The following is a 23,628-nucleotide window of genomic DNA, read 5'->3' on the forward strand; positions in this document are numbered from 1 at the left end:
TCATAAAGAACCGTTTGCATTGAGTAAAGCGTGCATTAAATCGCTTGATCCGCAAAGCGAGCTGCGTATAATGCCCGACAATTTGCCGGGAGGAAGCATGGTCAAGCGTGTACGACATAACGTCTTACCGCGTCTGAAATCAGACGCTGGCCTGCCGTTTTTCTTCCCGTTGCTTAATCTATTCCCAGAGCCCCTCATTTGAGGGGCTTTTTTTTGCCCGGCGTCAGGAGATAAACATGAATCCGCTTTATCAAAAACACATCATTTCCATAAACGACCTCAGCCGCGAAGAGCTGGAACTGGTTCTGGAAACCGCGGCAAAACTGAAGGCCAATCCGCAACCGGAGCTGCTGAAGCACAAGGTGATTGCGAGCTGCTTCTTTGAAGCCTCGACCCGCACCCGCCTCTCCTTTGAAACCTCCATGCACCGCCTGGGCGCGAGCGTGGTGGGCTTCTCAGACAGCAGCAACACGTCGCTGGGTAAAAAAGGCGAGACCCTGGCGGATACCATTTCAGTGATCAGCACCTACGTAGACGCGATTGTGATGCGCCACCCGCAGGAGGGCGCGGCGCGCCTGGCGACCGAGTTTTCCGGTGGCATCCCGGTACTGAACGCCGGGGACGGTGCTAACCAGCATCCAACGCAGACCCTGCTGGATCTGTTCACCATTCAGGAGACGCAGGGCACGCTGGAGAACCTGAACATCGCCATGGTCGGCGACCTGAAATATGGCCGCACCGTCCACTCCCTGACCCAGGCGCTGGCGAAATTTAACGGCAACCGCTTCTTCTTCATCGCCCCAGATGCGCTGGCGATGCCGCAGTACATTCTCGATATGCTGGACGAAAAAGGCATTGCGTGGAGCCTGCACGCCAGCATCGAAGAGGTGATGAGCCACGTGGATATTCTCTACATGACCCGCGTGCAGAAAGAGCGTCTGGATCCTTCCGAGTACGCCAACGTGAAGGCGCAGTTTGTCCTGCGCGCCAGCGACCTCGACGGCGCGCGCGACAACATGAAGGTGCTGCACCCGCTGCCGCGCATCGATGAGATCACCACAGACGTGGATAAAACGCCGCACGCCTGGTATTTCCAGCAGGCCGGGAACGGTATCTTCGCCCGCCAGGCGTTACTGGCACTGGTTCTGAATCGCGACTTAGCTCTGTAAGGGGAGACGACCATGACACACGATAACAAACTCCAGGTTGAAGCCATCAAACGTGGCACCGTGATTGACCACATCCCTGCGCAGGTGGGCTTTAAGCTGCTGACGCTGTTCAAACTGACCGAGACCGATCAGCGCATCACCATTGGCCTGAACCTGCCGTCGGGCGAGATGGGCCGCAAGGACTTGATCAAAATCGAGAATACCTTCCTGACCGACGAGCAGGTCAACCAGCTGTCGCTGTACGCACCGGATGCCACCGTCAACCGCATCGACGAGTATGAAGTGGTCGGCAAATCCCATCCTGGCCTGCCGGATCGTATTGAGAGCGTGCTGGTCTGTCCGAACAGCAACTGCATCAGTCATGCTGAGCCGGTTTCATCCAGTTTTGCAGTGAAAAAACGCGCTGATGACATCGCACTCAAATGCAAATACTGCGAAAAAGAGTTTTCTCATTATGTGGTGCTGGCCAACTAATTGAGGTTGGTAAAGGATCCCGGCCTCCCTATAATGGCCGGGAACATTTAATCAGCTGTTATTCTGGAGAAATCATGACCAAAGTACTCGCGACGGAAAATGCACCCGCGGCTATCGGCCCGTACGTTCAGGGCGTTGATCTGGGCAGCATGATCATCACCTCGGGCCAGATCCCGGTGAACCCAAAAACCGGTGAAGTGCCAGCCGACGTAGCGGCACAGGCGCGTCAGTCGCTGGAAAACGTGCAGGCTATCGTTGAATCTGCCGGTCTGAAAGTGGGCGACATCGTGAAAACGACCGTGTTCGTGAAAGATCTGAACGATTTCGCGACCGTTAACGCCACTTACGAAGCATTCTTTACCGAACACAACGCGACCTTCCCGGCGCGCTCCTGCGTTGAAGTGGCGCGTCTGCCAAAAGACGTGAAAATTGAAATCGAAGCGATCGCCGTGCGCCGCTAATCAATTTCAGGCAAACCAGGGCAGCTTCGGCTGCCTTTTTTATTTGGCTATTTTTACCTTCGTAATACGATGACGACGCGGTCCGGGAATAAATACACTCGCACACCTTTATAAATTCCCGCTTCGGACAAAAATGAAAATCTCCAGAATTGCGTTGGCTATTGCCACTCTTACGGTAGCCTCTTCTGCGCTGGCACACGGCTATATCGAATCCCCTGCCAGCCGCGCTTATATGTGTAAACAGGGACAAAATATTGACTGCGGTCTGGTGGAATATGAACCCCAGAGCGTAGAACGTGCCTCCGGTTTCCCGTCAGGGAGCCTGCCGCCGGATGGCGAACTCGCCAGCGCCGGGATTGCCAACTACTCGCAGCTTGATAAGCAAAGCCAGAATGCCTGGACCAAAACGCCGATGACCGCCGGGGTACATCAGTTTGTCTGGCATCACACCGCGCCGCACAAAACCACCAACTGGCGCTATTACATCACCAAACAAAACTGGAACCCGAATAAGCCGCTGACCCGCGACCAGTTCGACTTAACGCCGTTTTGTACGGTAAACGGCAACGGCCAGGCGCCCGCAATGACCCAATCGATGAACTGTAACGTGCCGGAACGTACCGGTTATCAGGTGATTTACGGCGTGTGGGAAATTGCCGATACGCCCAACAGTTTCTATCAGGCCATCGACGTGGACTTCGGTAACGGCGGCAACGTCACGCCGGATGAAACCCCGGCCGCCACCTCCGTCTGGAGCAAAACGCTGAGCGGCCAGGTTGCAGGTAACAACCTCAACGTGGGCGATAAAGTGATTGCTCGCTTCTTCGATGCCAACGGCGAAATCGCCTCCATGGCGACCGAGCTGACTATCGCCTCGGCTCAACAGGGAGATGCCAACCAGTGGGCCTACGATCTTGCGCAAAAAATTAACAGCGCTCATCACGACGTGCGCGTCGGCGTGAAGGATGAAAGCGGAGACGTTAGCCCGGTTCACGGCGCAAACAGCGTCTTCGTAAAAGAAGACAGTACGCTGAAGTCAGTGGCTATCTCTTATGAAGAGCAAAAAGCGGTGGTTAATGAATCCATTGCCGTGACTGACCTGCATTACAGCAAAGTGACTCACGGTGCCGCTACGGTGACATTCCACGTCAATATGCAGGGTGACGTGAACCTTGAAGCACACGTATTGAACCATCCCGGAGCGGAAAAAGGTTATCTGAAGCAGGATATGAATAACAGCAACCAGGATGTGACCATGAACCTGACAAACGTCACGCCAGGGCACCACATGCTGAAATACTACGCCACCAATAAAGCCGGCACCCTGTTCGCGCAGGACGTGCTGGATATGATGCTCGAAGGTGAAGCAACCTCCGGCGATACCGGTAAATCTGATTTTATCTTCCCGGATAATCTTGCCTCTTATAAGGCAGGCACCGTGGTGTTGCAGCCCAAAGACGGTAAGACCTACGAGTGCAAGCCATTCCCGTACAGTGGGTACTGCAAGCAGTACAGTTCGACCTCTACCCAGTTCGAGCCCGGCGTGGGTTCAGACTGGAAAGAGGCGTGGATATTGAAGAACTGAGTTGCCTTTACGCCCGGCGGCACTTCGTTTGCCGGGCCTACACGTCACGTAGGCCCGGTAAGCGTAGCGCCACCGGGCGCTTATGTTACTGGTTTCGCGTCGCCCTGAGCAGCGTCTCCAGCGGATACACCGCAGCAATCACCACTTCGTCCTGCACCTTCGCCGCGTTATCCAGCTCGCGTTGAATCGAGGCGATCTCTTTGTCATCCAGCGTGCCCTGTCGCGCCACCAGATCCGTCAGCCTCAGGCCAATTGTGGCAAGCTTATCCACCTCCAGGATCACCGGTTTAATCGCCTTCAGCTGATAGCTGTTTTCGCTCAGCGCCAGCGCGTCGCTGGTGTTGCTCTGCCAGCGATTAAAGACGTGGCGCAGCGCGTCGGCGCTTTCCGTGTCTTCCGCATCGCTCACCAGACGGTCCGCCCATTTGTTCATCTGACGCACGGTGATGCTTTCCGCATTCAGCGCATCCGCGAGGCGGTTAAGCGGCTCAAACTGGTGATAGTTTCCCGCCTGGAACTTGAGGTGCTGACGGGTGTAATACTGGGCCGGTTCAAGCGCCTGCGCGAGGATTTGCAGCGGCAACGTGTCGGCATTATTCGCGAGCCGCGTGAATTGCACCTGCTGCTGGGTATGCTGCTGCAGGCCAACCGACACCGTCGTCCAGCTGTCCATCGCCTGCAGGCGGGTATACATGTTGTCGACATCATTGACGTCCTGCGCGGACCATAACCGCTCCGCCACCGCAAACGTCCGCGGCCACAGGCGGATATCCAGCACCGGTGCGACCACGTTTTCCGCCCACAGCGCAGCTTCTCCGCCGAGCAAATTAGCCTGATTCGCCACGTCCGGCACTACCGGTGGGATCCCTTTCGGCACCTCGTCCAGACGGGTACCGCTAATCGGATAGCGGGTATTGCCCACCAGGAAGTAACCGGTGAGCTTGTCGTTATCGACAGAGACGACCGGGCGCGTTTCGCCCATCCAGGTGTCAACGGTAAACGTCACCTGATTGTCGTCGCGCCACGCAATATCCTGCACCGCACGGCGGGATTTCCCGGCAAAATCAATAAAACCGCGCCAGCCGGCGTCCCCTTTCACCAGGGTAAAACTCCCCTCGACTGGCTTGCCTTTCAGACGCGGCATGGAGAAGGCCCAACTCTGGGCGCTGTCGGTGTCTGCTATCACGTCCACGCCATTCAGCCCCTGGGGAACGATTTCATTGCGGTAGTGATAGGCGGTGGACTGGGGTTGATCGAGGTAGAAACCGGTCGAAAGAATGCCCTTGTAGCCGGTTTGCGCCACCTTACCCAGCGCGTCCTGCCCCTGCCAGGACTGGATCAGAATGCTTTTCGGTAAGTCAGGATGATAGATCTCATCCCAGCCGACCATCTGCCGATGATGTTTCTCGAGGATCGTCTCCAGCTTGCGGTTGAAATAGGCCTGCAGCGCGTGGCTGTCCGCCAGCGTGTGGTCACGTATAAACTGCTGAATGGCAGGATTCGCTTTCCACTGGCTGTCGTCCACCTCATCCCCGCCGATGTGCAGATACGGATCCGGGAAGATCGCCGCCAGTTCGCTGACCATCGCGTCAGCAAAGGCGTATGTGGCCTCTTTGGTCGGATCAAGCACCGGCTTCAGCACGCCCCAGTTGCGCTCCATTTTGTAGGGCCCCGGCGCGCTCATCAGCTCCGGGTAGGCCACAGCAATCGCCGAGGCGTGGCCCGGCATGTCGATCTCCGGCACCACGCGGATGCCGCGCTCGGTGGCATAGCGAACAATCTCGCGCATCTGCTCAGGGGTATAGAACAGCCCGTCGCTGGCAAGCTGCGTCAGCTTCGGGTAACGCTTCGAGCTGAAGCGCCAGCCCTGATCGTCGGTTAAGTGCCAGTGCAGGACGTTAAGCTTTGCGGCCGCCATGCCGTCAATCTGGCGTTTGATATCCACGATGGGAATGAAATGGCGCGCCGAGTCGAGCAGCAGCCCGCGCCACGGGAAGCGCGGCGCGTCTTCAATGGTCACCCACGGCAGCGACGTGTTTTCCGCGCCGTTTTGCACCAGCTGAAGCAGCGTCTCCATCGCCCGCAGCGCGCCGAAGCGGGTGTTGGCGGAGATATTCACACCGTTGGCATCCACCGTGAGCTTATAGCTTTCATCGCTGTCCGGCAGCGGCTGCGGCTTCACCTTTTTGGCGATGGCGATGCGAATGGTCGGTTTGTCCGGTAGCTCAGCCTGCGGCTGTAGCGTCCAGCCGGTTTGCAGGGCGATACGCTGACGCAGGCGGTTGACCGCGTCGCCGAGATCGTCGCCGCTGACGGTCACGGAAAGTTGGCTGGTGAGCATCAGTGCACCCTGCGTAGTCGGGCGTTCCACCTTCGCAGGCCAGGGCATTAACGGGAGATCCCCTGCCGGGGCGGCAAAGGCAGAGGCGCCGAGCAGCAGCCCGGCGGTTAAGAGACTGTACCGTAACATGAATGTTCCTTATCTGACGGGCCAAATAAAGGCAAAACATTCTGTTAACATGCGTACAAATTGTCGTCAAGCGAATGCGCCGACGGCGATCACAGGTTGTTGAATTTGGGAAGAAAGCTATTGCCCGGTGGCGCTGCGCTTACCGGGCCTACGTGACGGGAGTAGGCCGGGTAAGGCGAAGCCGCCACCCGGCAAAAAATCACTGCCACCCATACCGACGCGCATAAAACCCTTTCACCATCTGCGTCAGCACCATGTAGCCCGCGAGGATCGCCACCAGCCAAGGGAAGTAGCTCAGCGGCAGCGCCTGAAGCTGCAGGTAACTTGCCAGCGGCGAGAACGGCAGCGCGATGCCGAGCGCCATCACAATGCCCGTCATCACAATCAGCGGCCATGCGGCACGGCTCTGGATGAACGGAATGCGGCGCGTGCGGATCATATGCACAATCAGCGTTTGCGACAGCAGACCCACCACGAACCAGCCGGACTGGAACAACGTCTGATGTTCCGGCGTGTTGGCATGGAACACAAACCACATCAGGCAGAAGGTCAGGATGTCGAAGATGGAGCTGATCGGCCCAAAGAACAGCATAAAGCGCCCCAGATCGGACGGGTTCCAGCGCTGCGGCTTCTGGATCTGCTCGTCGTCGACGTTATCAAACGGGATCGCTACCTGGGACACGTCGTACATCAGGTTCTGGATCAGCAGGTGCAGCGGCAGCATCGGCAGGAACGGCAGAAACGCGCTGGCCACCAGGACGCTGAACACGTTACCGAAGTTGGAGCTGGCGGTCATTTTGATGTACTTGAGCATGTTGGCAAAGGTGCGACGCCCTTCGATAACGCCCTCCTCCAGCACCATCAGGCTTTTTTCCAGCAGGATAATATCCGCCGCTTCGCGGGCAATATCCACCGCGCCGTCCACGGAGATGCCAATATCCGCGGCACGCAGGGCGGGTGCATCGTTGATGCCGTCGCCCATAAAGCCGACCACGTGCCCTTCACGACGCAGCAGGGTAACGATGCGCTCTTTGTGCATCGGTGTCAGGCGGGCAAACAGCGTGGTGCGCTGCGCCAGCTTCGCCAGCTCGTCGTCGGACAGGTGCTCAATGTCGCTGCCCACGACCACCTCGCCCGCATCCAGCCCGACTTCGTGACACACTTTCGCGGCCACCAGCTCGCTGTCGCCGGTGAGGATTTTAACGGTGATACCGCTCGCCTTCAGCGCTTTTAGCGCAGGCGCGGTGGTCTCTTTCGGCGGATCGAGGAATGCGATGTAACCCTCGAGGATCAAATCGGATTCGTCGATACGCTGATAGTCCCCCTCGCGCGCGGGCAGAAACTTGCTCGCCACCGCCACCACGCGCAGCCCCTGACGGTTCAGGTTGTCGGTAACGCGCTTGATGCGGCGCAGCATGGTGTCGTCCAGCGGCACGATCTCACCGTTATGGCGCACCTGCGTCGACACATTCAGGATCTCCTGCAGCGCGCCTTTGCAGATCAGCTGGTGCACGTCCGGCTGCTCGCTCACCACCACCGACATGCGGCGGCGTTCAAAGTCGAACGGGATCTCATCCACCTTCTGCCAGCGACCGGAGAGCGTGCGGGCGGCTTCCTCATCGACCCCTTCCAGTACCGCCACGTCGAGCAGGTTCTTCAGCCCGGTCTGGTAATGGCTGTTCAGCCACGCGCTGTGCAGCACGCGTTCGCTGGTTTTACCGGCGATATCGGTGTGGTTCTCCAGCACGATTTTATCCTGCGTCAGGGTGCCGGTTTTGTCGGTGCAGAGAATGTCCATCGCGCCAAAGTTCTGGATAGCGTCGAGGTGCTTGACGATTACTTTCTGTTTCGAGAGCTTCACCGCCCCACGCGCCAGCGTGGAGGTGACAATCATCGGCAGCATTTCCGGCGTTAAGCCAACGGCCACGGAGAGGGCAAACAGCGCCGCCTCCCACCAGTCGCCCTTGGTGTAGCCGTTGATCAACAGCACAATCGGCGTCATCACCATCATAAAGCGGATCAGCAGCATGCTGACGCGGCCAATCCCTTTCTGGAAGGCATTCGGCTCGCTCTCCTGCTCGCTGACGCGTCCGGCAAGCTGACCAAACCAGGTGTTGCCCCCGGTCGCGGTGACAATCGCCTGCGCCGTACCGCTGACGACCGTGGTTCCCATAAAGCACAGGGTGTCGCACTCAAGCGGGTTCATCTGCTGCGGATCACGGCTGCGCGCCACCTTTTCAACGGGCAGGGATTCCCCGGTCAGGGAGGCCTGGGCGACAAACAGATCCCGCGCCTGAATGATGCGTAAATCCGCCGGGATCATGTCCCCCGCGGCCAGCTTCACCAGGTCACCCGGCACCAGCTGGTCAATGGGCAGCTCCACCCAGGCGTTTTCGCCGAGGTCGTTAATCACGCGCGAGACGGTCGCGGTGTTGCTGACCATCGCTTTCAGGGCGTCCGCCGCTTTGGTGGAGCGGGCTTCCTGAATAAAGTTCAGCAGCGTGGAAATCCCCACCATCAGGGCAATCACCCCAGCGGCAAAGAGATCTTCCGTCGCGTAGGAGATGATGCCGAGCACGGTCAGCAGCAGGTTGAAGGGGTTGCGGTAGCAGAGCCACAGGTGCACCCACCACGGAGACGGTTTTTGCGCCGGAATTTGGTTATCGCCGTGCACGGCGCGGATTTTGTCCACTTCCGTCGCGTTCAGCCCTTCCGGGTGGCCGCCAAAGGCGCGCCAGACTTCGTTCTCATCCATTGCCGCCACGTTCAGGCAGCGTTCGGTCAGGGAAGCGGGAATCGCTGCACCCGCGATGTTTTTTGCATTGGGCAGCGGGTCGCGCTGAATAAGACGATGTGGCAGGTGGCGGCTCAGCAGGGCCTGCAGCTGCCGGGTGATATTTTTAAACATAGTCATTCCTCCGCATCCGCAACGGCGGACGCAGCATTCCCTTCAGGCGTGGCAAAGCCGTACCTGTCAGGCACTCAATTTTTCAAGCAGGAACGTTTGGGACGTTGCTGCCTCACATCACCGGTGAGACAGCAAAAGCTGGCTTACCGGAAAGAATGTGTTCTCCCGTTCAGGAGAGGTGTGGGATCGGGATCCATGGAGCCTCCGGTAAGTAAAAACAGGGTGTCGCCGCGCAGTATAAGGATTTAAGCGTACCCTTTGTGACGATTCGGGCGGTATTATACCCCCCTGCAAATAAACCGAACGTAAACCAGACTTTGCCCATAGCGAAATCGCGCTATAGCATTAGGCTCAATTGATCATTTTGTCGTTGTTACAGGGAAAACAGCATGCAGAACCGCCTTACCATTAAAGACATCGCGCGTTTAAGCGGCGTGGGGAAATCGACCGTCTCACGGGTGCTGAATAACGAAAGCGGTGTCAGCGAACGCACCCGCGAGCGCGTCGAGGCGGTGATGAATCAGCACGGCTTTTCCCCTTCCCGCTCCGCGCGCGCTATGCGCGGGCAGAGTGACAAAGTGGTCGCGATTATTGTCTCTCGTCTGGATTCGCTCTCGGAGAACCTTGCCGTGCAGACCATGTTGCCCGCCTTTTACGAGCAGGGATATGACCCCATCATGATGGAGAGCCAGTTCTCGCCGCAGCTGGTTGAAGAGCATCTGGGCATGCTCCAGCGACGCAACATTGACGGCGTGGTGCTGTTCGGCTTTACCGGCATTAAAGACGAGATGCTAAAACCCTGGCAGCCCTCACTGGTCATGATGGCGCGCGACGCCCACGGTTTTGCCTCTGTCTGTTATGACGACGAGGGGGCGATTATCACCCTGATGCAGCGTCTGTACGATAAAGGCCATCGCCATATCAGCTTCCTCGGCGTACCCCACACCGACGTCACCACAGGCAAGCGTCGCCATGAGGCCTATCTGGCGTTTTGCAAAAAGCACAACCTCCCGGCCGTCGCCTCCCTGCCGGGTCTGGGCATGAAGCAAGGCTACGAGCAGGTTGCCAGTGTCCTGACCCCGCAGACAACCGCGCTGGTGTGCGCCACGGATACGCTGGCGCTGGGAGCCAGCAAATACCTCCAGGAGCAGCGCATCGACAGCCTGCAGGTGGCGAGCGTCGGCAGCACGCCGCTGATGAAGTTTCTGCACCCGGAGATCATCACCGTCGATCCGGGTTATGCCGAGTCCGGCAGACAGGCCGCCGCGCAGCTGATCGAGCAGATCAACGGGCGGAGCGAGCCGCGGCAGATCGTGATTCCCGCTCATCTTTCATAGCCCCCCTGAAGCGTTTATTGTGATCTTTGCCCGATTTCGGGAACGTTCCCATTTTCGCCGTCACGCTGAAAGAGTAGGCTTGCGCTCAGGTCATTACACCCCTCACCATCTGTCATGAGATTTCATGATGAGTAAAGTCAAACAAGCAGATATTGATCAGCTGATCGTCCTGGTCGGCGGCCGCGAAAACATCGCAACCGTTAGCCATTGCATTACCCGCCTGCGCTTCGTGCTGAACGATCCGGCAAAAGCGAACCCGAAAGCCATTGAAGAACTCAAAATGGTTAAAGGCTGCTTCACCAACGCCGGGCAGTTCCAGGTGGTCATTGGTACCGAAGTGGGCGATTACTATCAGGCTCTGCTGGCAACCACCGGGCATAGCGCGGCGGACAAAGAGCAGGCCAAGAAGGCTGCACGCCAGAATATGAAGTGGCACGAGCAGCTGATTTCCCACTTCGCGGAGATCTTCTTCCCGCTGCTGCCGGCGCTGATCAGCGGGGGCTTAATTCTCGGTTTCCGTAACGTCATCGGTGATGTGCCGATGAGCGACGGCAAAACGCTGGCGCAGATGTATCCGGCGCTGAAAACCGTTTACGACTTCCTGTGGCTGATTGGTGAAGCGATCTTCTTCTACCTGCCGGTCGGGATTTGCTGGTCCGCGGTGCGCAAAATGGGCGGTACGCCGATTCTCGGTATCGTGCTGGGCGTCACGCTGGTCTCTCCGCAGTTAATGAACGCTTACTTACTTGGTCAGCAGGTGCCTGAAGTGTGGAACTTCGGTCTGTTCACCATCGCCAAAGTGGGCTATCAGGCGCAGGTCATCCCGGCCCTGCTGGCGGGGCTGATGCTGGGCTTTATTGAGACACGCCTGAAGCGCATCGTGCCGGATTATCTCTATCTGGTGGTCGTTCCGGTCTGCTCGCTGATTCTGGCCGTCTTCCTGGCACATGCGTTTATCGGTCCGTTTGGCCGCATGATCGGCGACGGCGTGGCCTTCGCGGTGCGCCACCTGATGACCGGCAGCTTCGCACCGATTGGCGCCGCGCTGTTTGGCTTCCTGTACGCCCCGCTGGTGATTACCGGTGTACACCAGACCACGCTGGCCATTGATATGCAGATGATCCAGAGCCTCGGCGGCACGCCGGTCTGGCCGATTATCGCCCTGTCTAACATTGCGCAGGCGTCTGCGGTGACCGGCATCATCATCGTCAGCCGTAAGCACAACGAGCGCGAGATCTCCGTTCCGGCCGCGATCTCTGCCTACCTCGGCGTCACCGAACCGGCGATGTACGGTATCAACCTGAAATACCGCTTCCCGATGCTCTGCGCGATGATCGGTTCCGGTCTGGCAGGCCTGGTGTGTGGTCTGAACGGCGTGATGGCTAACGGGATTGGCGTGGGCGGTCTGCCGGGCATTCTCTCCATCCAGCCCGCTTACTGGCAGGTGTTTGCCCTGGCAATGGCGATTGCGATTATCGTCCCAATGGCACTCACCACCGTGGTTTATCAGCGTAAGTTCCGTCAGGGCGCGCTGCAGATTGTTTAACTTCATCTTTCGGGGCGCAGTTGCGCCCCTTCGCATTTGCAGGAACGCATTATGAATACCCTTCCTCACTGGTGGCAGAACGGCGTCATCTATCAGATCTATCCAAAGAGTTTTCAGGACACGACCGGCAGTGGCACCGGCGATTTACGCGGCGTGACCGCGCGGCTGGACTACCTGAAAACCCTCGGCATTGACGCCATCTGGCTGACGCCGTTTTATATCTCGCCGCAGGTGGATAACGGCTATGACGTGGCGAATTACATCGCCATCGACCCGGCGTACGGTACGCTGGATGATTTTGACGAACTGGTCGCCGGGGCGCATCAACGCGGTATTCGCATCGTGCTGGATATGGTGTTCAACCACACGTCAACCCAGCACGCCTGGTTCCGGGAATCACTGAATAAGGAAAGCCCGTACCGCCAGTTCTACATCTGGCGCGACGGTACGCCGGAGCAACTGCCTAACAACTGGCGCTCCAAGTTTGGCGGCAACGCCTGGCGCTGGCACGCCGAGAGCGAGCAGTATTACCTGCACCTCTTCGCGCCGGAGCAGGCGGATCTCAACTGGGAAAACCCGGAGGTGCGCGCCGAGCTGAAAAAGGTATGCGAGTTCTGGGCCGATCGCGGCGTGGACGGCTTACGTCTGGACGTCATTAACCTGATTTCAAAAGATCAGGATTTCCCGAATGACGAAACGGGCGACGGTCGCCGCTTCTACACGGACGGGCCGCGCATCCACGAATATCTTCAGGAGATGAGCCGCGACGTCTTTACCCCGCGCAACCTGATGACGGTGGGCGAAATGTCCTCGACCTCGCTGGAGAATTGCCAGCAGTATGCCTCGCTCGACGGGCGCGAGCTGTCGATGACCTTTAACTTCCATCACCTGAAGGTGGATTACCCGGGCGGTGAAAAATGGACGAAGGCGAAACCGGACTTTGTCGCGCTGAAAACCCTCTTCCGCCACTGGCAGCAGGGGATGCACAACAAAGCCTGGAACGCGCTGTTCTGGTGTAACCACGATCAGCCGCGCATCGTTTCACGCTTTGGCGACGAAGGGGAACATCGCGTGGCCGCAGCGAAAATGCTGGGCATGGTGCTGCACGGTATGCAGGGCACGCCGTACATTTATCAGGGCGAGGAGCTGGGTATGACCAACCCGCACTTCAGCCGCATCACCGATTATCGCGACGTGGAAAGCCTGAATATGTTCGCCGAAATGCGGGCAAACGGTCGCGATCCTGACGAACTGCTGGCGATTCTGGCAAGCAAATCCCGCGATAACGGCCGCACGCCGATGCAGTGGGACGCCTCGCACAATGCCGGCTTTAGCGAGGGCGAGCCGTGGATTGGCGTCTGCGATAACTACGAAACCGTGAACGCCCGCGCGGCGCTGGACGACCAGGACTCGGTGTTTTACACCTACCAGTCGCTGATTCGCCTGCGCAACACGCTGCCGCTGCTCACGTGGGGCGACTACGAGGATCTGCTCCCGGACCATCCTTCCCTGTGGTGTTATCGCCGTCAGTGGCAGGGGCAGACGCTGAAGGTGGTGGCGAACCTGAGCCGCGAGCGTCAGCAGTGGCAACCGGAGCCGGTACAGGGCGCATGGCGGGTCGCACTCAGCAACTATGATGATGTCCCCACCCGTCCCGACACGCTGCTCTTGCGCCCGTTTGAAGCTATCTGGTGGGTGCAGGAATAACTATCAGGAGATACAGCATGCTGTATCTCTTTTTTTTATGTTTAGCGATACGCTAAATGTACGACGATAACTTTTACATCGTGGCGTGCCGAAAATAAAAATAGCCCTGCCAATCAAATAACCTCGGCAGGACATTATGAAAAAGAGAATTATTAAAGCAACGTGTATTAGCGCACTATTATTAAGCACACAGGGATGGTGCGGAAATACATCCGTCGACCTTCGTTTTGGTCACAACACAAACTCAGACGTCAATGATTCCCGTATTAAGGTCATGCATCAGGCGGAGAATGGTTTTCACTTCTCCGTTGAAGCCGCACAAAACCACAATGATACCTTTTTTGGCGATACCGACCGATATAACCCAGACGAAAAAGGCTTAACGGAGGCGGCACAAGAGATTGAAACGCGCTGGCGCTTCGATCTTGGAAACGGCTTTGCCGTAGCGCCGGGCATGGTGACGGTTTTCACCGCCAGCAATACCCATTACCGCCCCTTCATTCAGGGCTGGAAAGCGTTCGATAACGGTCTGAATCTCGCCGCCCGTTATCGCTATAACACCGTCAATGACGCGCACAGCGACAAAGAACTCGACGGCAGCGGGTATACCCGCCGCCAGTCACACCAGTTCGACATCTGGTTCGCGTATAACATTGGCAAATTCGGGATGTCCTACAACCCGCGCTTCCGCTGGCAGGATGGTGTCGATCAGGGAACCGGGGATGATACCTACTGGGAACATACCGTCGCCTTCAACTACAAGCTCGACGATGGCTGGACGCCTTACGTCGAACTGGTTTCACTGGATAAAACCTATATCAACGATGACGGCAACCATGAAAATGATTATGCCGTCCGTCTGGGGATAGTGAAGCAGCTCTGACGACCTGACTACACCGTATCGTGCTGCAGCAGCCTGCAGCCGATACGGTCTACTGCACTTAACAGTTCCAGCTGCCCTTCCCGCTGATATAACGATACCGCGTTGATATCAATCAACAACGGCCAGCATAGAGAAGAGAGCGCGGCCAGCGTAGACCCCTCTCGCGTGATCGCAATAATCTTTAATCCTTTGCGCAGCGCGTTACGCGCCATTTCAATTAACGACTGCGTCTCTCCGGATTTACTGATCAACACCAGCGTTCCCTTCGATACCCGCGTCAGCTGGTGCATATCGTTGAGAATAAGGTGCGGCAGGCTCGCCAGAGATAAAAAACGCGACAGGTAGTTGAGGCTGGTGAGTGATGCGCCCCGTGCATAGAGAAAAATATGGCTGGAATGGGTCAGCAACCTGGACATCTCCACCACAATCTCCTCCGCCTGCGGCCCCACGTCAGGGTTTACAGGCGCAGGGGTAAAATGATCGCGTAAAAAACGATACCGAAGCTCTGTATAGCTCTTATAGCCCATTTTCTTACACACGCGATTAACGGAGGTTGTCGTGGTAAAAGTATCACGGGCAATCTCTTTTGCCGATATAGTAGAAATATGAGTAGCGTGATGCTGAATGTATTCAAATATCAAACGCTCACTTCCCTGAAATGAATTCATATATTACACCCTGTTTAATCCTGCCATGATTTTACCACAGCCGAAAAATATCCTCTGGAAGGCGCTTCACATATTGCAAGCCCGCGTATGACGATACGTAATAAGTATTAGCAAACATTAAAAACTGTTTTGGCTTCTCTTTATACTTTCCCTGTTTTCACATCCAGGGAATTATGACAATGACGAAACAAAAAGTTGTCGCGGTAACGGCCTGCCCGACAGGCATTGCACACACGTTTATGGCCGCGAATAAAATTATCGCATGGGCTAAAGCGCATAACATTGAGGTAAAGGTCGAAACGCAGGGTAGCGACGGTGTTAAAAATCGCTTAACAAAACAGGAAATTGCCTCTGCCACCGCCATTATTCTGGCAACCGACGTCCCCATTCAGGATGCCGAACGTTTTGATGACATTCCTCACCTTCAGACACGAACACAAGAGCTGATCAAGCACACCGACCGCTATCTGCGTCAGGCGCTGGCAATGGAAAAAAATGCGACCGCTGTAGCAGATGAAGACGAAGACGATCTCCGGCGTTCGGCTTACCAGATATTTATTGGCCATATCATGGCGGCCATCAGCTATATGTTACCGGTCGTGGTCATGGGTGGCCTGATGATGGCGACGGCCAAAATTACCGGCCAGTTTATTAACATTGAACATTCGCCGTTCAGCGTGCTGGATAAAGTGGGCTTTATGACCATCAAGTTCATGTATCCGGTCTTCGCCATGTATCTGGCGTTTGCTATTGCCGGAAAACCGGCGCTGATCCCCGGGCTTATCGGCGGCATCATGTCAGACGAAGTCTACAAGCGCTTCTTTGATATCGAGGGCTTTATGCCCTCCGGCTTTTTTGGCGCGATTGGGATTGGCTTCTTTGTGGGCTATCTGGTGCGCTGGCTCAACGATTCGATTCATGTCCGCCAGCAGCTCACCACCATTAAAACCATGCTAATCGTCCCGCTGATCACCGGCATTACGCTGGTGATGGTCATGGAATATCTGATTAACCCGATTTTTGGCTCGCTTAATCAGCTGATGGTGGTCTTTTTTACCTCGGCAGGTGACACCGGACGCGGGTTCTATTCCGCAATGATCGCCGCGGGCACCGCTTTCGACCTTGGTGGTCCGGTCAATAAGGCGGCAGGCTCGGTCGCGCTCGGCCTGAATGGCATGAACGAGACGTTTGATTTAACCGCCCGCGAACTCTCTATCGTGATCCCCTCCATTGGCGTCGGTTTTGCCGCATTCCTCAACGGCCGCTTTGGTCTGCCGGATGTCTTCAGCCGGGAAGAAAAAACCGTTGGCAGCACCTCGTTATTGCTGGGCGTAATCGGGATCTCAGAAGGCGCTATCCCGTTCATCCTGAAAAACCCACGCCTGATCCCGGTATTCATGACCGGTGCCGTCGCCGGTGCGCTGGTGGCGATTGCACTCGGCGTGAAGCAGACGCTGCCTCTGCCCGCCATCTGGGGCTGGCCGCTGGCGACCAATGTGGCGGGCTATCTGGCGAGCGTCTTTATTGGCGCACTGATTTGCGCCCTGGGCGTGCTTTATGTCAGCCCAAAGAACGTCAGGTGAGGGAAACATCATGAGTCAGATCCACGTTATTGCCCACACGCACTGGGATCAGGAGTGGTATTTCACCCGTCAGGACAGCATGGTGCTGGCGTCATATAACTTTGCGGATGTTATCAACACGCTGGAGCAGGACCCGGCTTATGCCTGCTATCACCTTGACGGGCAGATGGCGGTCGTGGAGGACTTTCTTGCGATCAATCCCGATTATCGCACCAGGCTGGAAAAGCTGGTCAAAGAAAAAAGGATTTTCGTCGGGCCGTGGTATACCCAGACGGATACCTACAACGTGCATGGCGAATCCATTATCCGCAACCTGAAGTACGGCATCTTCGCCGCACGAACGCTGGGACATGCGATGCAGGTCGGTTATCTGCCGGATACCTTCGGCCACAATGCGCAAATGCCGACGATTTTGCAGGGCTGCAATATCGATAACATCGTCTTCTGGCGCGGTATCGATCACGACCGGCATGCCAAACGCAGCCAGTTTATCTGGCGCGCGCCGTCAGGGGCGAGCGTCATCGCCTGCGCGATGGCGCTCGGGTATGGCGCGGCTAAAAATATCGCTTCGCAAGCCAGCCATCTGCAGGGGAAAATCTACCCGATGGTCGATTTGCTGCGTTCACGGGCCGGTATCGATGACCTGCTCCTGCCCTGCGGCGGCGATCAGGTCAGCATCGACCCGGCGCTGCCGACTATCCTGCAGGTCGCCAGCAAACACTCTCCCAACCAGGATTGGTACACCATCAGTTCGCTGGAGCGTTACGTCGACATCCTGCGCGCGCAGCGTGAGCAGTTTGAATGCTGGGAAGGCGAGCTGAAATCGCCACGCTACACCCGCATCCATAAAACGATCGGCTCCGTGCGCTACGACATTAAAAAGAAAAATGATGAGATTGAGCAGTTTATCCTGCGACAGCTGGAGCCGACGATTGCCATGGCGCGGCATCAGGGGCTACCGGTCAATCTCTCTGTGGTCGATACCCTCTGGAAGACGCTTTTGCGAAGCCACGCCCACGACTCTATCGGCGGCTGTAATAGCGATGCGACCAATCGCGACATTCTGCATCGGCTGGAACAAACCGAGCAGCTGTGTCACAGCCTGTGGAATCTGGTGGTAAAAACGCTGGCCGCCTGTGCTCAGGAAGGGGACCTGCTGATCTTCAATCCGCTGACAACCCCAATGCGGCGCGTGGTTAAAACCACGCTGTATAGCCGGGCTGAACATATCGCGCTGACGTATCAGGGGCAGCCCGTGCGCTTCGACGTCCTGAAAAGAGACATTTTACCCGGCGGAACGGCGATATCCCTCACTGCCGAAGGCGAGTGTGAAACGCCCCTTCCTCCCTATTTCCGCTGGCACATTGCTGTGCAGACGCCGGTTCTGCCGTCGGTTGGCTATCTCACCGTGAACGTTGAGAATAACCCTGCGCCGTTACGGCAGCCTGAACAGGAAAAGGGCCGCGAAATAGAAAATGCGCATTATCGGCTGATGCTGGACGCCGGAACACTTACCCTTGAGGACAAACACACGGGCAGATGCATCCCCGCGTTCTTTACCCTCGAAGACTGCGCGGATGCGGGCGACAGCTACGATTTCTCCCCGCTTGCGGGCGATACGCCAACGCGCTGTTCCCATTTCACACTCATTGATTGCCTGAAAACGCCTCTTGTCGAAAAGCTGATTATTGAGGCGACGCTGCTTCTGCCGCCGGATCTCGCCGGACATCAGGATGCAGTCAGAAAACCGTTATGCCTGCGTCTGGCGTGTGAATTGCGCCATGACGATCCGAACCTGTATGTCGACGGTGCGCTGGAAAACAGCCACTGCGATCACCGGCTGCGCTTGCTGATCAACAGCGATATTCACACGCATCACGCTATCGCCTCACAGCCCTTTGCGATCATCCAACGCGAAACGGGGTATGACGATGAAAACTGGCAGGAACGCTATCGCGAGCTGCCCGTGGATCTCGAAACCAGCGAGGGCATTATCGCTGTCGCAGAAGAAGGCAAAGCGCTGGTGGTGAATAGCCGCGGCATGAAGGAGTTTCAGATCCTCGGGCACGAACCGGCAGTGATTGCCCTGACGCTGTTTAAGTCAACGGGTGTGCTCGGACGAAACGACCTTGACTGGCGACCGGGTCGGGCATCCGGGATTAATAATACGGTGGTTGAGACCCCCGATGCCCAGTTGCTGAAGCCGTTGCACTTTTCATTCAGCGTCGCGCTGGCCGACAGTGCCGATCATCTGACGCTACGCCAGCTGGAAAATCTCGCGACCGGGCAGCCGTTTACCTATCAACGGCAAACGCTGCACACGCTCGATCATCGCCTTGAGCGCTTTTCGTTGCGCCTGCCCGAACGCCAGCTTCCGGCACACTTCTCGCTGTTGACCCTACCGGAGCCGCTTATTCTGTCTGCCCTGCCCCATGCCCAACAGTCGCATGGCACGGTCATCCGCGTGTTTAACGCTGGCACGCAGCCGGTTCCCGTTCCGGCAGATTTCGTGGGGCTTCCTCAGATCAACTATCTGGAAGAGCCCGTGCAGCCGGTCACGGCGATCCCCCCTTCCGCGACCTGCGATTTTTTGTTAGAGGCTTAATATGAACTTGCTTGCATTGACGCACCCCGATTTGGTTTTTATCAACCCGCCGCACCGTACCCCTGAAGCGCTGATCCGCTGGCTCGCCGAACCGCTCGTCAGGCGAAACGTCATCGGCGATCAAGAGACATTTATCCAGAGCGTTTTACAGCGTGAAAGTGAAGGTCCCACGGCTCTGGGCGAAGCACTTGCCGTTCCACACGGTAAAACCGAGACGGTGCATCAGGCGGCGTTTTGTCTGGCGCTCTTTGACGACCCGATACGCTGGCCGGGGCTGGAGGGGGATGAAGAGGTCAGAATGGTCTTCCTGCTCGCCATTCCCCCTGCAGAAGCAGGCAGCACGCATATGCAGCTGCTCACGACGCTAACCAGCCTGTTGACAGAAGACCGTGTGCGTGAGCAGCTTCTGGCGGCACGCACCCGGGAAGAGGCGCTGTCTGCCCTGAGTACGGAAGAACCGCACATTGAGGATGCGGTGCCCGCGCGTTCCCTTCTCATCCCACTGGTGCTGGGCACTGTCGCTATCGCCGCCTTTTTACAGGCAGGTTTAAGCTGGGTGCGCGGCATCCATTAATCACGTAGCGCTCAGTACAGACCGTGCTGAGCGCTTGTTTTTGTTGAATAATTAATCAGATTTTTCCTTCTGGTCTTTACAATCGCTGAAGCGCCCGCCGTTTGTACTCTCGTCTTTTTACTTTGTTCTGCATCAAATAAATCGCAAACAAGTTTGATGCAAATCACTATATGTAGCACTTAAAATGATCGCCGACCCAACATGTTGTATTAATCGTCTACTATTCCAACAACAAGACGGCGCTTACGCTGGCCGGAATTGTGGATAACACGAGCCGGGAACGCGGGAAGTCTTTGGCCTGGCGGGGAATGCGCCCGGTGAATACTTCTCCACCTCTGTGGATAAACTGTTTTTAAAAATGGAGTGATCATGACACCGCATGTGATGAAACGTGATGGCTGTAAAGTGCCGTTTAAATCAGAGCGCATCCAGGAAGCCATTCTGCGTGCAGCTAAAGCAGCGGGAGTCGATGACGCAGATTACTGCGCCACCGTCGCAGAAGTCGTTAGCAGCCAGATGAATGAACGCAGCCAGGTTGATATCAACGAGATCCAGACCGCGGTTGAAAATCAGCTGATGGCGGGCCCCTACAAGCAGCTGGCCCGCGCCTACATTGAGTACCGCCACGATCGTGACGTGCAGCGTGAAAAGCGCGGCCGCCTGAACCAGGAGATCCGTGGCCTGGTAGAGCAGACCAACTCTGCCCTGCTCAATGAAAACGCCAACAAAGACAGTAAAGTGATCCCCACCCAGCGCGATCTGCTGGCCGGTATCGTCGCCAAACACTATGCCCGTCAGCACCTGCTGCCGCGCGATGTGGTCTCAGCGCACGAGCGCGGTGAGATCCACTATCACGATCTCGACTATTCACCGTTCTTCCCGATGTTCAACTGTATGCTGATCGACCTGAAAGGCATGCTGACCCACGGGTTTAAAATGGGTAACGCCGAGATTGAACCGCCAAAATCCATCTCCACCGCCACTGCGGTCACGGCACAGATTATCGCCCAGGTCGCCAGCCACATTTACGGCGGCACCACCATTAACCGCATTGACGAAGTGCTGGCCCCGTTTGTGACCGCAAGCTTCAACAAGCACCGCAAAACGGCCGAAGAGTGGCAGATCCCGGACGCCGACGGTTATGCACACTCGCGCACCGAGAAAGAGTGCTATGACGCGTTCCAGTCGCTGGAGTATGAGGTGAATACCCTGCATACCGCCAACGGCCAGACGCCGTTTGTGACCTTCGGTTTTGGCCTGGGCACCAGCTGGGAATCGCGTCTGATCCAGCAGTCCATCCTGCGCAACCGTATCTCCGGCCTCGGTAAGAACCGCAAAACGGCGGTGTTCCCGAAACTGGTATTCGCCATTCGCGACGGGCTGAACCACAAAGTTGGCGATCCGAATTACGACATCAAACAGCTGGCGCTGGAGTGCGCGAGCAAGCGCATGTACCCGGATATTCTGAACTACGATCAGGTCGTAAAAGTAACCGGTTCATTTAAAACGCCAATGGGTTGCCGCAGCTTCCTCGGCGTATACGAAGATGAAAACGGCGAGCAGATCCACGACGGGCGTAACAACCTCGGCGTCATCAGCCTGAACCTGCCGCGCATCGCGCTGGAGGCGAAAGGCAATGAAGCGGAATTCTGGACGCTGCTGGATGAACGTCTGCAGCTGGCGCGCAAGGCGCTGATGACCCGTATCGCTCGCCTTGAAGGGGTCAAAGCCCGCGTGGCGCCTATCCTCTATATGGAAGGGGCCTGCGGCGTGCGCCTGAAAGCGGACGATGACGTGTCTGAGATCTTCAAAAACGGCCGCGCGTCGATTTCGCTGGGCTATATCGGCATCCATGAAACCATCAATGCCCTGTCTGGCGGTACGCATATGTATGACAGCGACGCGCTGCGTGAAAAAGGCGTGGCGATTGTTCAGCGCCTGCGCGATGCCGTGGACCAGTGGAAAGAGGAAACCGGCTACGGTTTCAGCCTGTACAGTACCCCAAGCGAGAACCTGTGCGACCGCTTCTGCCGTCTGGACACCGCCGAGTTCGGCATCGTGGAAGGCGTGACCGATAAAGGTTACTACACCAACAGCTTCCACCTCGACGTGGAGAAGAAGGTAAACCCGTACGACAAGATCGACTTTGAAGCGGCGTATCCGCCGATCGCCAACGGCGGCTTCATCTGCTACGGCGAGTACCCGAACATTCAGCACAACCTGAAGGCGCTGGAAGACGTGTGGGATTACAGCTATCAGCATGTGCCGTATTACGGCACCAACACGCCCATCGACGAATGCTACGAGTGCGGCTTTACCGGTGAGTTCGAGTGTACCAGCAAAGGCTTTACCTGCCCGAAATGCGGTAACCACGACGCGGCACGCGTGTCGGTAACCCGCCGCGTGTGCGGCTATCTCGGTAGCCCGGATGCGCGTCCGTTTAACGCCGGTAAGCAGGAAGAGGTGAAACGCCGCGTGAAGCATCTGGGGAATGGGCAGATCGGGTAAGTTCTGCGCTGGGTTCTCCCCCTCACCCTACCCCTCTCCCTCAAGGGAGAGGGAACCGATCGAGCATATTGTTGAGCCAGGCTCCGGTTTTCTCCCTCTCCCTGTGGGAGAGGGCCGGGGTGAGGGCATCAGGTTAACGCTATGAATTACCATCAATACTACCCTGTCGATATCGTCAACGGACCCGGCACCCGCTGCACCCTGTTCGTGTCAGGCTGCGTCCACGAGTGCCCGGGTTGCTATAACAAAAGCACCTGGCGCTTAAATTCCGGTATGCCGTTTACCGCGGAAATGGCAGACCGGATCATTAACGATCTCAACGATACGCGCATCAAACGACAGGGAATTTCGCTCTCTGGCGGCGATCCTCTTCACCCGCAAAACGTGCCGGAGATCCTGAAACTGGTAAAACGCATTCGCCGCGAGTGCGCAGGAAAGGATATCTGGGTCTGGACGGGTTACAGGCTGGATGAACTGAATGCTGCTCAGATGGAAGTGGTGGAGTTGATTAACGTGCTGGTCGACGGCAAGTTCGTTCAGGATTTAAAAGACCCCGCGCTGATCTGGCGCGGCAGCAGTAACCAGGTTGTGCATCATTTGCGGTAATCGCTAAAGCCGTTTGTTTGCGTCATGATAAACGGCTGACTTCTCTCTCTTACCGACAGCAATAACAAATACCGTTACAACGTCATCCTGAACCTGATAGACCAAACGATAACCCTGGGATCTCAGTTTTATCTTGTAGCAATCAGGCAGGCCATGCAGGCGAGCCGATTCAACCCTGGGATTCACCAACACGTCCGCAAGCTTCTTCTTAAATTGGTTTTTTACGGTATCGCCCAGCTTGCTCCACTCCTTTAACGCCCTCGGGTCAAATACCAGTTCATAAGTCATCCAGACTGACCTTGATTCCCTTTTGCGGATTAGCCAGTCGCTCCCGGACTGTCTGTATCAGTGCATCTTCACTGTCGCTAATGGTGACCGTTTTCACCGGCATGCGTCCCGTTTCCGCGACATACTGAAACAGTAAACGCACAGCTTCCGTTGGCGTGATATTGAGTTTTTCCAGCACGGCATAAGCCTCATTTTTGAGTTTGTCATCCAGACGGACGTTCAGCGTGGCCATTATGCCCCCAGTAGAAGTGAATGT

At 56.7% G+C, this 23,628-nt stretch carries 19 protein-coding genes and 1 pseudogene; 14 read left to right on the forward strand and 6 right to left on the reverse strand.

What is annotated here, in order from left to right; all coding sequences use genetic code 11:
- Positions 1 to 118, reverse strand: a pseudogene (locus O1723_RS19115) (hypothetical protein).
- Here O1723_RS19115 and O1723_RS19120 point away from each other — a divergent pair.
- The 5 genes from O1723_RS19120 (at position 98) to gbpA (ending at position 3,689) form a co-directional block, all read left to right on the forward strand.
- Positions 98 to 202: a pyrBI operon leader peptide gene (locus O1723_RS19120; protein WP_022646880.1), complete on the forward strand. Its 105-nt coding sequence runs from the start codon at positions 98 to 100 to the stop codon at positions 200 to 202. The pseudogene O1723_RS19115 and the gene O1723_RS19120 sit on opposite strands and share 21 nt — an antisense overlap.
- Before the next feature lie 34 nt (positions 203 to 236).
- Entirely contained in the window at positions 237 to 1,169 is a 933-nt protein-coding gene (gene pyrB / locus O1723_RS19125) for an aspartate carbamoyltransferase (RefSeq protein ID WP_014882307.1), read from the forward strand.
- 12 nt (positions 1,170 to 1,181) lie between these two features.
- Complete coding sequence (gene pyrI / locus O1723_RS19130) at positions 1,182 to 1,643, forward strand: aspartate carbamoyltransferase regulatory subunit (RefSeq protein ID WP_014882306.1); 462 nt, start codon at positions 1,182 to 1,184, stop codon at positions 1,641 to 1,643.
- A gap of 74 nt (positions 1,644 to 1,717) precedes the next feature.
- Positions 1,718 to 2,104: a 2-iminobutanoate/2-iminopropanoate deaminase gene (ridA, locus tag O1723_RS19135; RefSeq protein ID WP_014882305.1), complete on the forward strand. Its 387-nt coding sequence runs from the start codon at positions 1,718 to 1,720 to the stop codon at positions 2,102 to 2,104.
- Positions 2,105 to 2,237: 133 nt separating this feature from the next.
- On the forward strand, positions 2,238 to 3,689 hold the full coding sequence (gbpA, locus tag O1723_RS19140) for an N-acetylglucosamine-binding protein GbpA (protein ID WP_014882304.1): 1,452 nt from the start codon (positions 2,238 to 2,240) through the stop codon (positions 3,687 to 3,689).
- An 85-nt stretch (positions 3,690 to 3,774) separates the two neighbouring features.
- On the opposite strand, the gene O1723_RS19145 is transcribed toward gbpA, so the two are convergent.
- The gene (locus tag O1723_RS19145) at positions 3,775 to 6,159 is read right to left on the reverse strand and encodes a beta-N-acetylhexosaminidase (RefSeq protein WP_014882303.1); all 2,385 of its coding nucleotides are present in this window, start codon (positions 6,157 to 6,159) and stop codon (positions 3,775 to 3,777) included.
- A gap of 199 nt (positions 6,160 to 6,358) precedes the next feature.
- Positions 6,359 to 9,067: a magnesium-translocating P-type ATPase gene (gene mgtA, locus O1723_RS19150; protein WP_014882302.1), complete on the reverse strand. Its 2,709-nt coding sequence runs from the start codon at positions 9,065 to 9,067 to the stop codon at positions 6,359 to 6,361.
- A gap of 389 nt (positions 9,068 to 9,456) precedes the next feature.
- Between mgtA and treR the strand changes: the two genes are divergently transcribed.
- From treR to O1723_RS19170, 4 genes are all read left to right on the forward strand, one after another.
- Positions 9,457 to 10,404 (forward strand): trehalose operon repressor TreR, encoded by a 948-nt coding sequence (gene treR, locus O1723_RS19155; RefSeq protein ID WP_014882301.1) that lies wholly within the window; start codon positions 9,457 to 9,459, stop codon positions 10,402 to 10,404.
- Positions 10,405 to 10,531: 127 nt separating this feature from the next.
- Positions 10,532 to 11,950, forward strand: a complete 1,419-nt coding sequence (treB, locus tag O1723_RS19160; protein ID WP_023336698.1) for a PTS trehalose transporter subunit IIBC — start codon at positions 10,532 to 10,534, stop codon at positions 11,948 to 11,950.
- Between the two features lie 51 nt (positions 11,951 to 12,001).
- Positions 12,002 to 13,657, forward strand: coding sequence for an alpha,alpha-phosphotrehalase (gene treC / locus O1723_RS19165; protein WP_023336697.1), 1,656 nt, complete (start codon positions 12,002 to 12,004; stop codon positions 13,655 to 13,657).
- 136 nt (positions 13,658 to 13,793) lie between these two features.
- Positions 13,794 to 14,540: an oligogalacturonate-specific porin KdgM family protein gene (locus O1723_RS19170; RefSeq protein ID WP_248191327.1), complete on the forward strand. Its 747-nt coding sequence runs from the start codon at positions 13,794 to 13,796 to the stop codon at positions 14,538 to 14,540.
- Between the two features lie 8 nt (positions 14,541 to 14,548).
- Here O1723_RS19170 and O1723_RS19175 read toward each other — a convergent pair whose 3' ends face one another.
- Complete coding sequence (locus O1723_RS19175; RefSeq protein WP_014882297.1) at positions 14,549 to 15,208, reverse strand: MurR/RpiR family transcriptional regulator; 660 nt, start codon at positions 15,206 to 15,208, stop codon at positions 14,549 to 14,551.
- Positions 15,209 to 15,387: 179 nt separating this feature from the next.
- On the opposite strand from O1723_RS19175, the gene O1723_RS19180 reads away from it, so the two are divergent.
- The 5 genes from O1723_RS19180 (at position 15,388) to nrdG (ending at position 23,084) form a co-directional block, all read left to right on the forward strand.
- The gene (locus O1723_RS19180) at positions 15,388 to 16,791 is read left to right on the forward strand and encodes a PTS fructose transporter subunit IIC (protein WP_014882296.1); all 1,404 of its coding nucleotides are present in this window, start codon (positions 15,388 to 15,390) and stop codon (positions 16,789 to 16,791) included.
- Positions 16,792 to 16,801: 10 nt separating this feature from the next.
- Positions 16,802 to 19,396: a glycoside hydrolase family 38 N-terminal domain-containing protein gene (locus O1723_RS19185; RefSeq protein WP_014882295.1), complete on the forward strand. Its 2,595-nt coding sequence runs from the start codon at positions 16,802 to 16,804 to the stop codon at positions 19,394 to 19,396.
- A gap of 1 nt (position 19,397) precedes the next feature.
- Positions 19,398 to 19,970: a PTS sugar transporter subunit IIA gene (locus O1723_RS19190; protein ID WP_014882294.1), complete on the forward strand. Its 573-nt coding sequence runs from the start codon at positions 19,398 to 19,400 to the stop codon at positions 19,968 to 19,970.
- A gap of 369 nt (positions 19,971 to 20,339) precedes the next feature.
- Complete coding sequence (gene nrdD / locus O1723_RS19195) at positions 20,340 to 22,478, forward strand: anaerobic ribonucleoside-triphosphate reductase (RefSeq protein ID WP_014882293.1); 2,139 nt, start codon at positions 20,340 to 20,342, stop codon at positions 22,476 to 22,478.
- Positions 22,479 to 22,619: 141 nt separating this feature from the next.
- Positions 22,620 to 23,084: an anaerobic ribonucleoside-triphosphate reductase-activating protein gene (nrdG, locus tag O1723_RS19200; protein WP_014882292.1), complete on the forward strand. Its 465-nt coding sequence runs from the start codon at positions 22,620 to 22,622 to the stop codon at positions 23,082 to 23,084.
- A 3-nt stretch (positions 23,085 to 23,087) separates the two neighbouring features.
- Here nrdG and O1723_RS19205 read toward each other — a convergent pair whose 3' ends face one another.
- Both O1723_RS19205 and O1723_RS19210 read right to left on the reverse strand, forming a co-directional pair.
- Entirely contained in the window at positions 23,088 to 23,372 is a 285-nt protein-coding gene (locus tag O1723_RS19205) for a type II toxin-antitoxin system RelE family toxin (protein WP_014882291.1), read from the reverse strand.
- Positions 23,362 to 23,604: a type II toxin-antitoxin system RelB/DinJ family antitoxin gene (locus O1723_RS19210; protein ID WP_008501400.1), complete on the reverse strand. Its 243-nt coding sequence runs from the start codon at positions 23,602 to 23,604 to the stop codon at positions 23,362 to 23,364. Before O1723_RS19210 ends, O1723_RS19205 begins: the two co-directional genes overlap by 11 nt.
- Positions 23,605 to 23,628 lie beyond the last annotated feature (24 nt).

This window comes from Enterobacter cloacae complex sp. HYC080_NIDB (assembly GCF_056673325.1).

What these genes read in the sequence shown, in the direction of transcription:
- O1723_RS19185 (WP_014882295.1), top strand. Translation starts at nt 16,802, where the DNA reads ATGAGTCAGATCCACGTTATTGCCCACACGCACTGGGATCAGGAGTGG.
- pyrB (WP_014882307.1), top strand. Translation starts at nt 237, where the DNA reads ATGAATCCGCTTTATCAAAAACACATCATTTCCATAAACGACCTCAGC.
- O1723_RS19175 (WP_014882297.1), bottom strand. Translation starts at nt 15,208, where the DNA reads ATGAATTCATTTCAGGGAAGTGAGCGTTTGATATTTGAATACATTCAG.
- O1723_RS19190 (WP_014882294.1), top strand. Translation starts at nt 19,398, where the DNA reads ATGAACTTGCTTGCATTGACGCACCCCGATTTGGTTTTTATCAACCCG.
- mgtA (WP_014882302.1), bottom strand. Translation starts at nt 9,067, where the DNA reads ATGTTTAAAAATATCACCCGGCAGCTGCAGGCCCTGCTGAGCCGCCAC.
- treR (WP_014882301.1), top strand. Translation starts at nt 9,457, where the DNA reads ATGCAGAACCGCCTTACCATTAAAGACATCGCGCGTTTAAGCGGCGTG.
- pyrI (WP_014882306.1), top strand. Translation starts at nt 1,182, where the DNA reads ATGACACACGATAACAAACTCCAGGTTGAAGCCATCAAACGTGGCACC.
- O1723_RS19170 (WP_248191327.1), top strand. Translation starts at nt 13,794, where the DNA reads ATGAAAAAGAGAATTATTAAAGCAACGTGTATTAGCGCACTATTATTA.
- O1723_RS19145 (WP_014882303.1), bottom strand. Translation starts at nt 6,159, where the DNA reads ATGTTACGGTACAGTCTCTTAACCGCCGGGCTGCTGCTCGGCGCCTCT.
- nrdD (WP_014882293.1), top strand. Translation starts at nt 20,340, where the DNA reads ATGACACCGCATGTGATGAAACGTGATGGCTGTAAAGTGCCGTTTAAA.
- ridA (WP_014882305.1), top strand. Translation starts at nt 1,718, where the DNA reads ATGACCAAAGTACTCGCGACGGAAAATGCACCCGCGGCTATCGGCCCG.
- O1723_RS19180 (WP_014882296.1), top strand. Translation starts at nt 15,388, where the DNA reads ATGACGAAACAAAAAGTTGTCGCGGTAACGGCCTGCCCGACAGGCATT.
- treB (WP_023336698.1), top strand. Translation starts at nt 10,532, where the DNA reads ATGAGTAAAGTCAAACAAGCAGATATTGATCAGCTGATCGTCCTGGTC.
- O1723_RS19120 (WP_022646880.1), top strand. Translation starts at nt 98, where the DNA reads ATGGTCAAGCGTGTACGACATAACGTCTTACCGCGTCTGAAATCAGAC.
- nrdG (WP_014882292.1), top strand. Translation starts at nt 22,620, where the DNA reads ATGAATTACCATCAATACTACCCTGTCGATATCGTCAACGGACCCGGC.
- O1723_RS19210 (WP_008501400.1), bottom strand. Translation starts at nt 23,604, where the DNA reads ATGGCCACGCTGAACGTCCGTCTGGATGACAAACTCAAAAATGAGGCT.
- treC (WP_023336697.1), top strand. Translation starts at nt 12,002, where the DNA reads ATGAATACCCTTCCTCACTGGTGGCAGAACGGCGTCATCTATCAGATC.
- gbpA (WP_014882304.1), top strand. Translation starts at nt 2,238, where the DNA reads ATGAAAATCTCCAGAATTGCGTTGGCTATTGCCACTCTTACGGTAGCC.
- O1723_RS19205 (WP_014882291.1), bottom strand. Translation starts at nt 23,372, where the DNA reads ATGACTTATGAACTGGTATTTGACCCGAGGGCGTTAAAGGAGTGGAGC.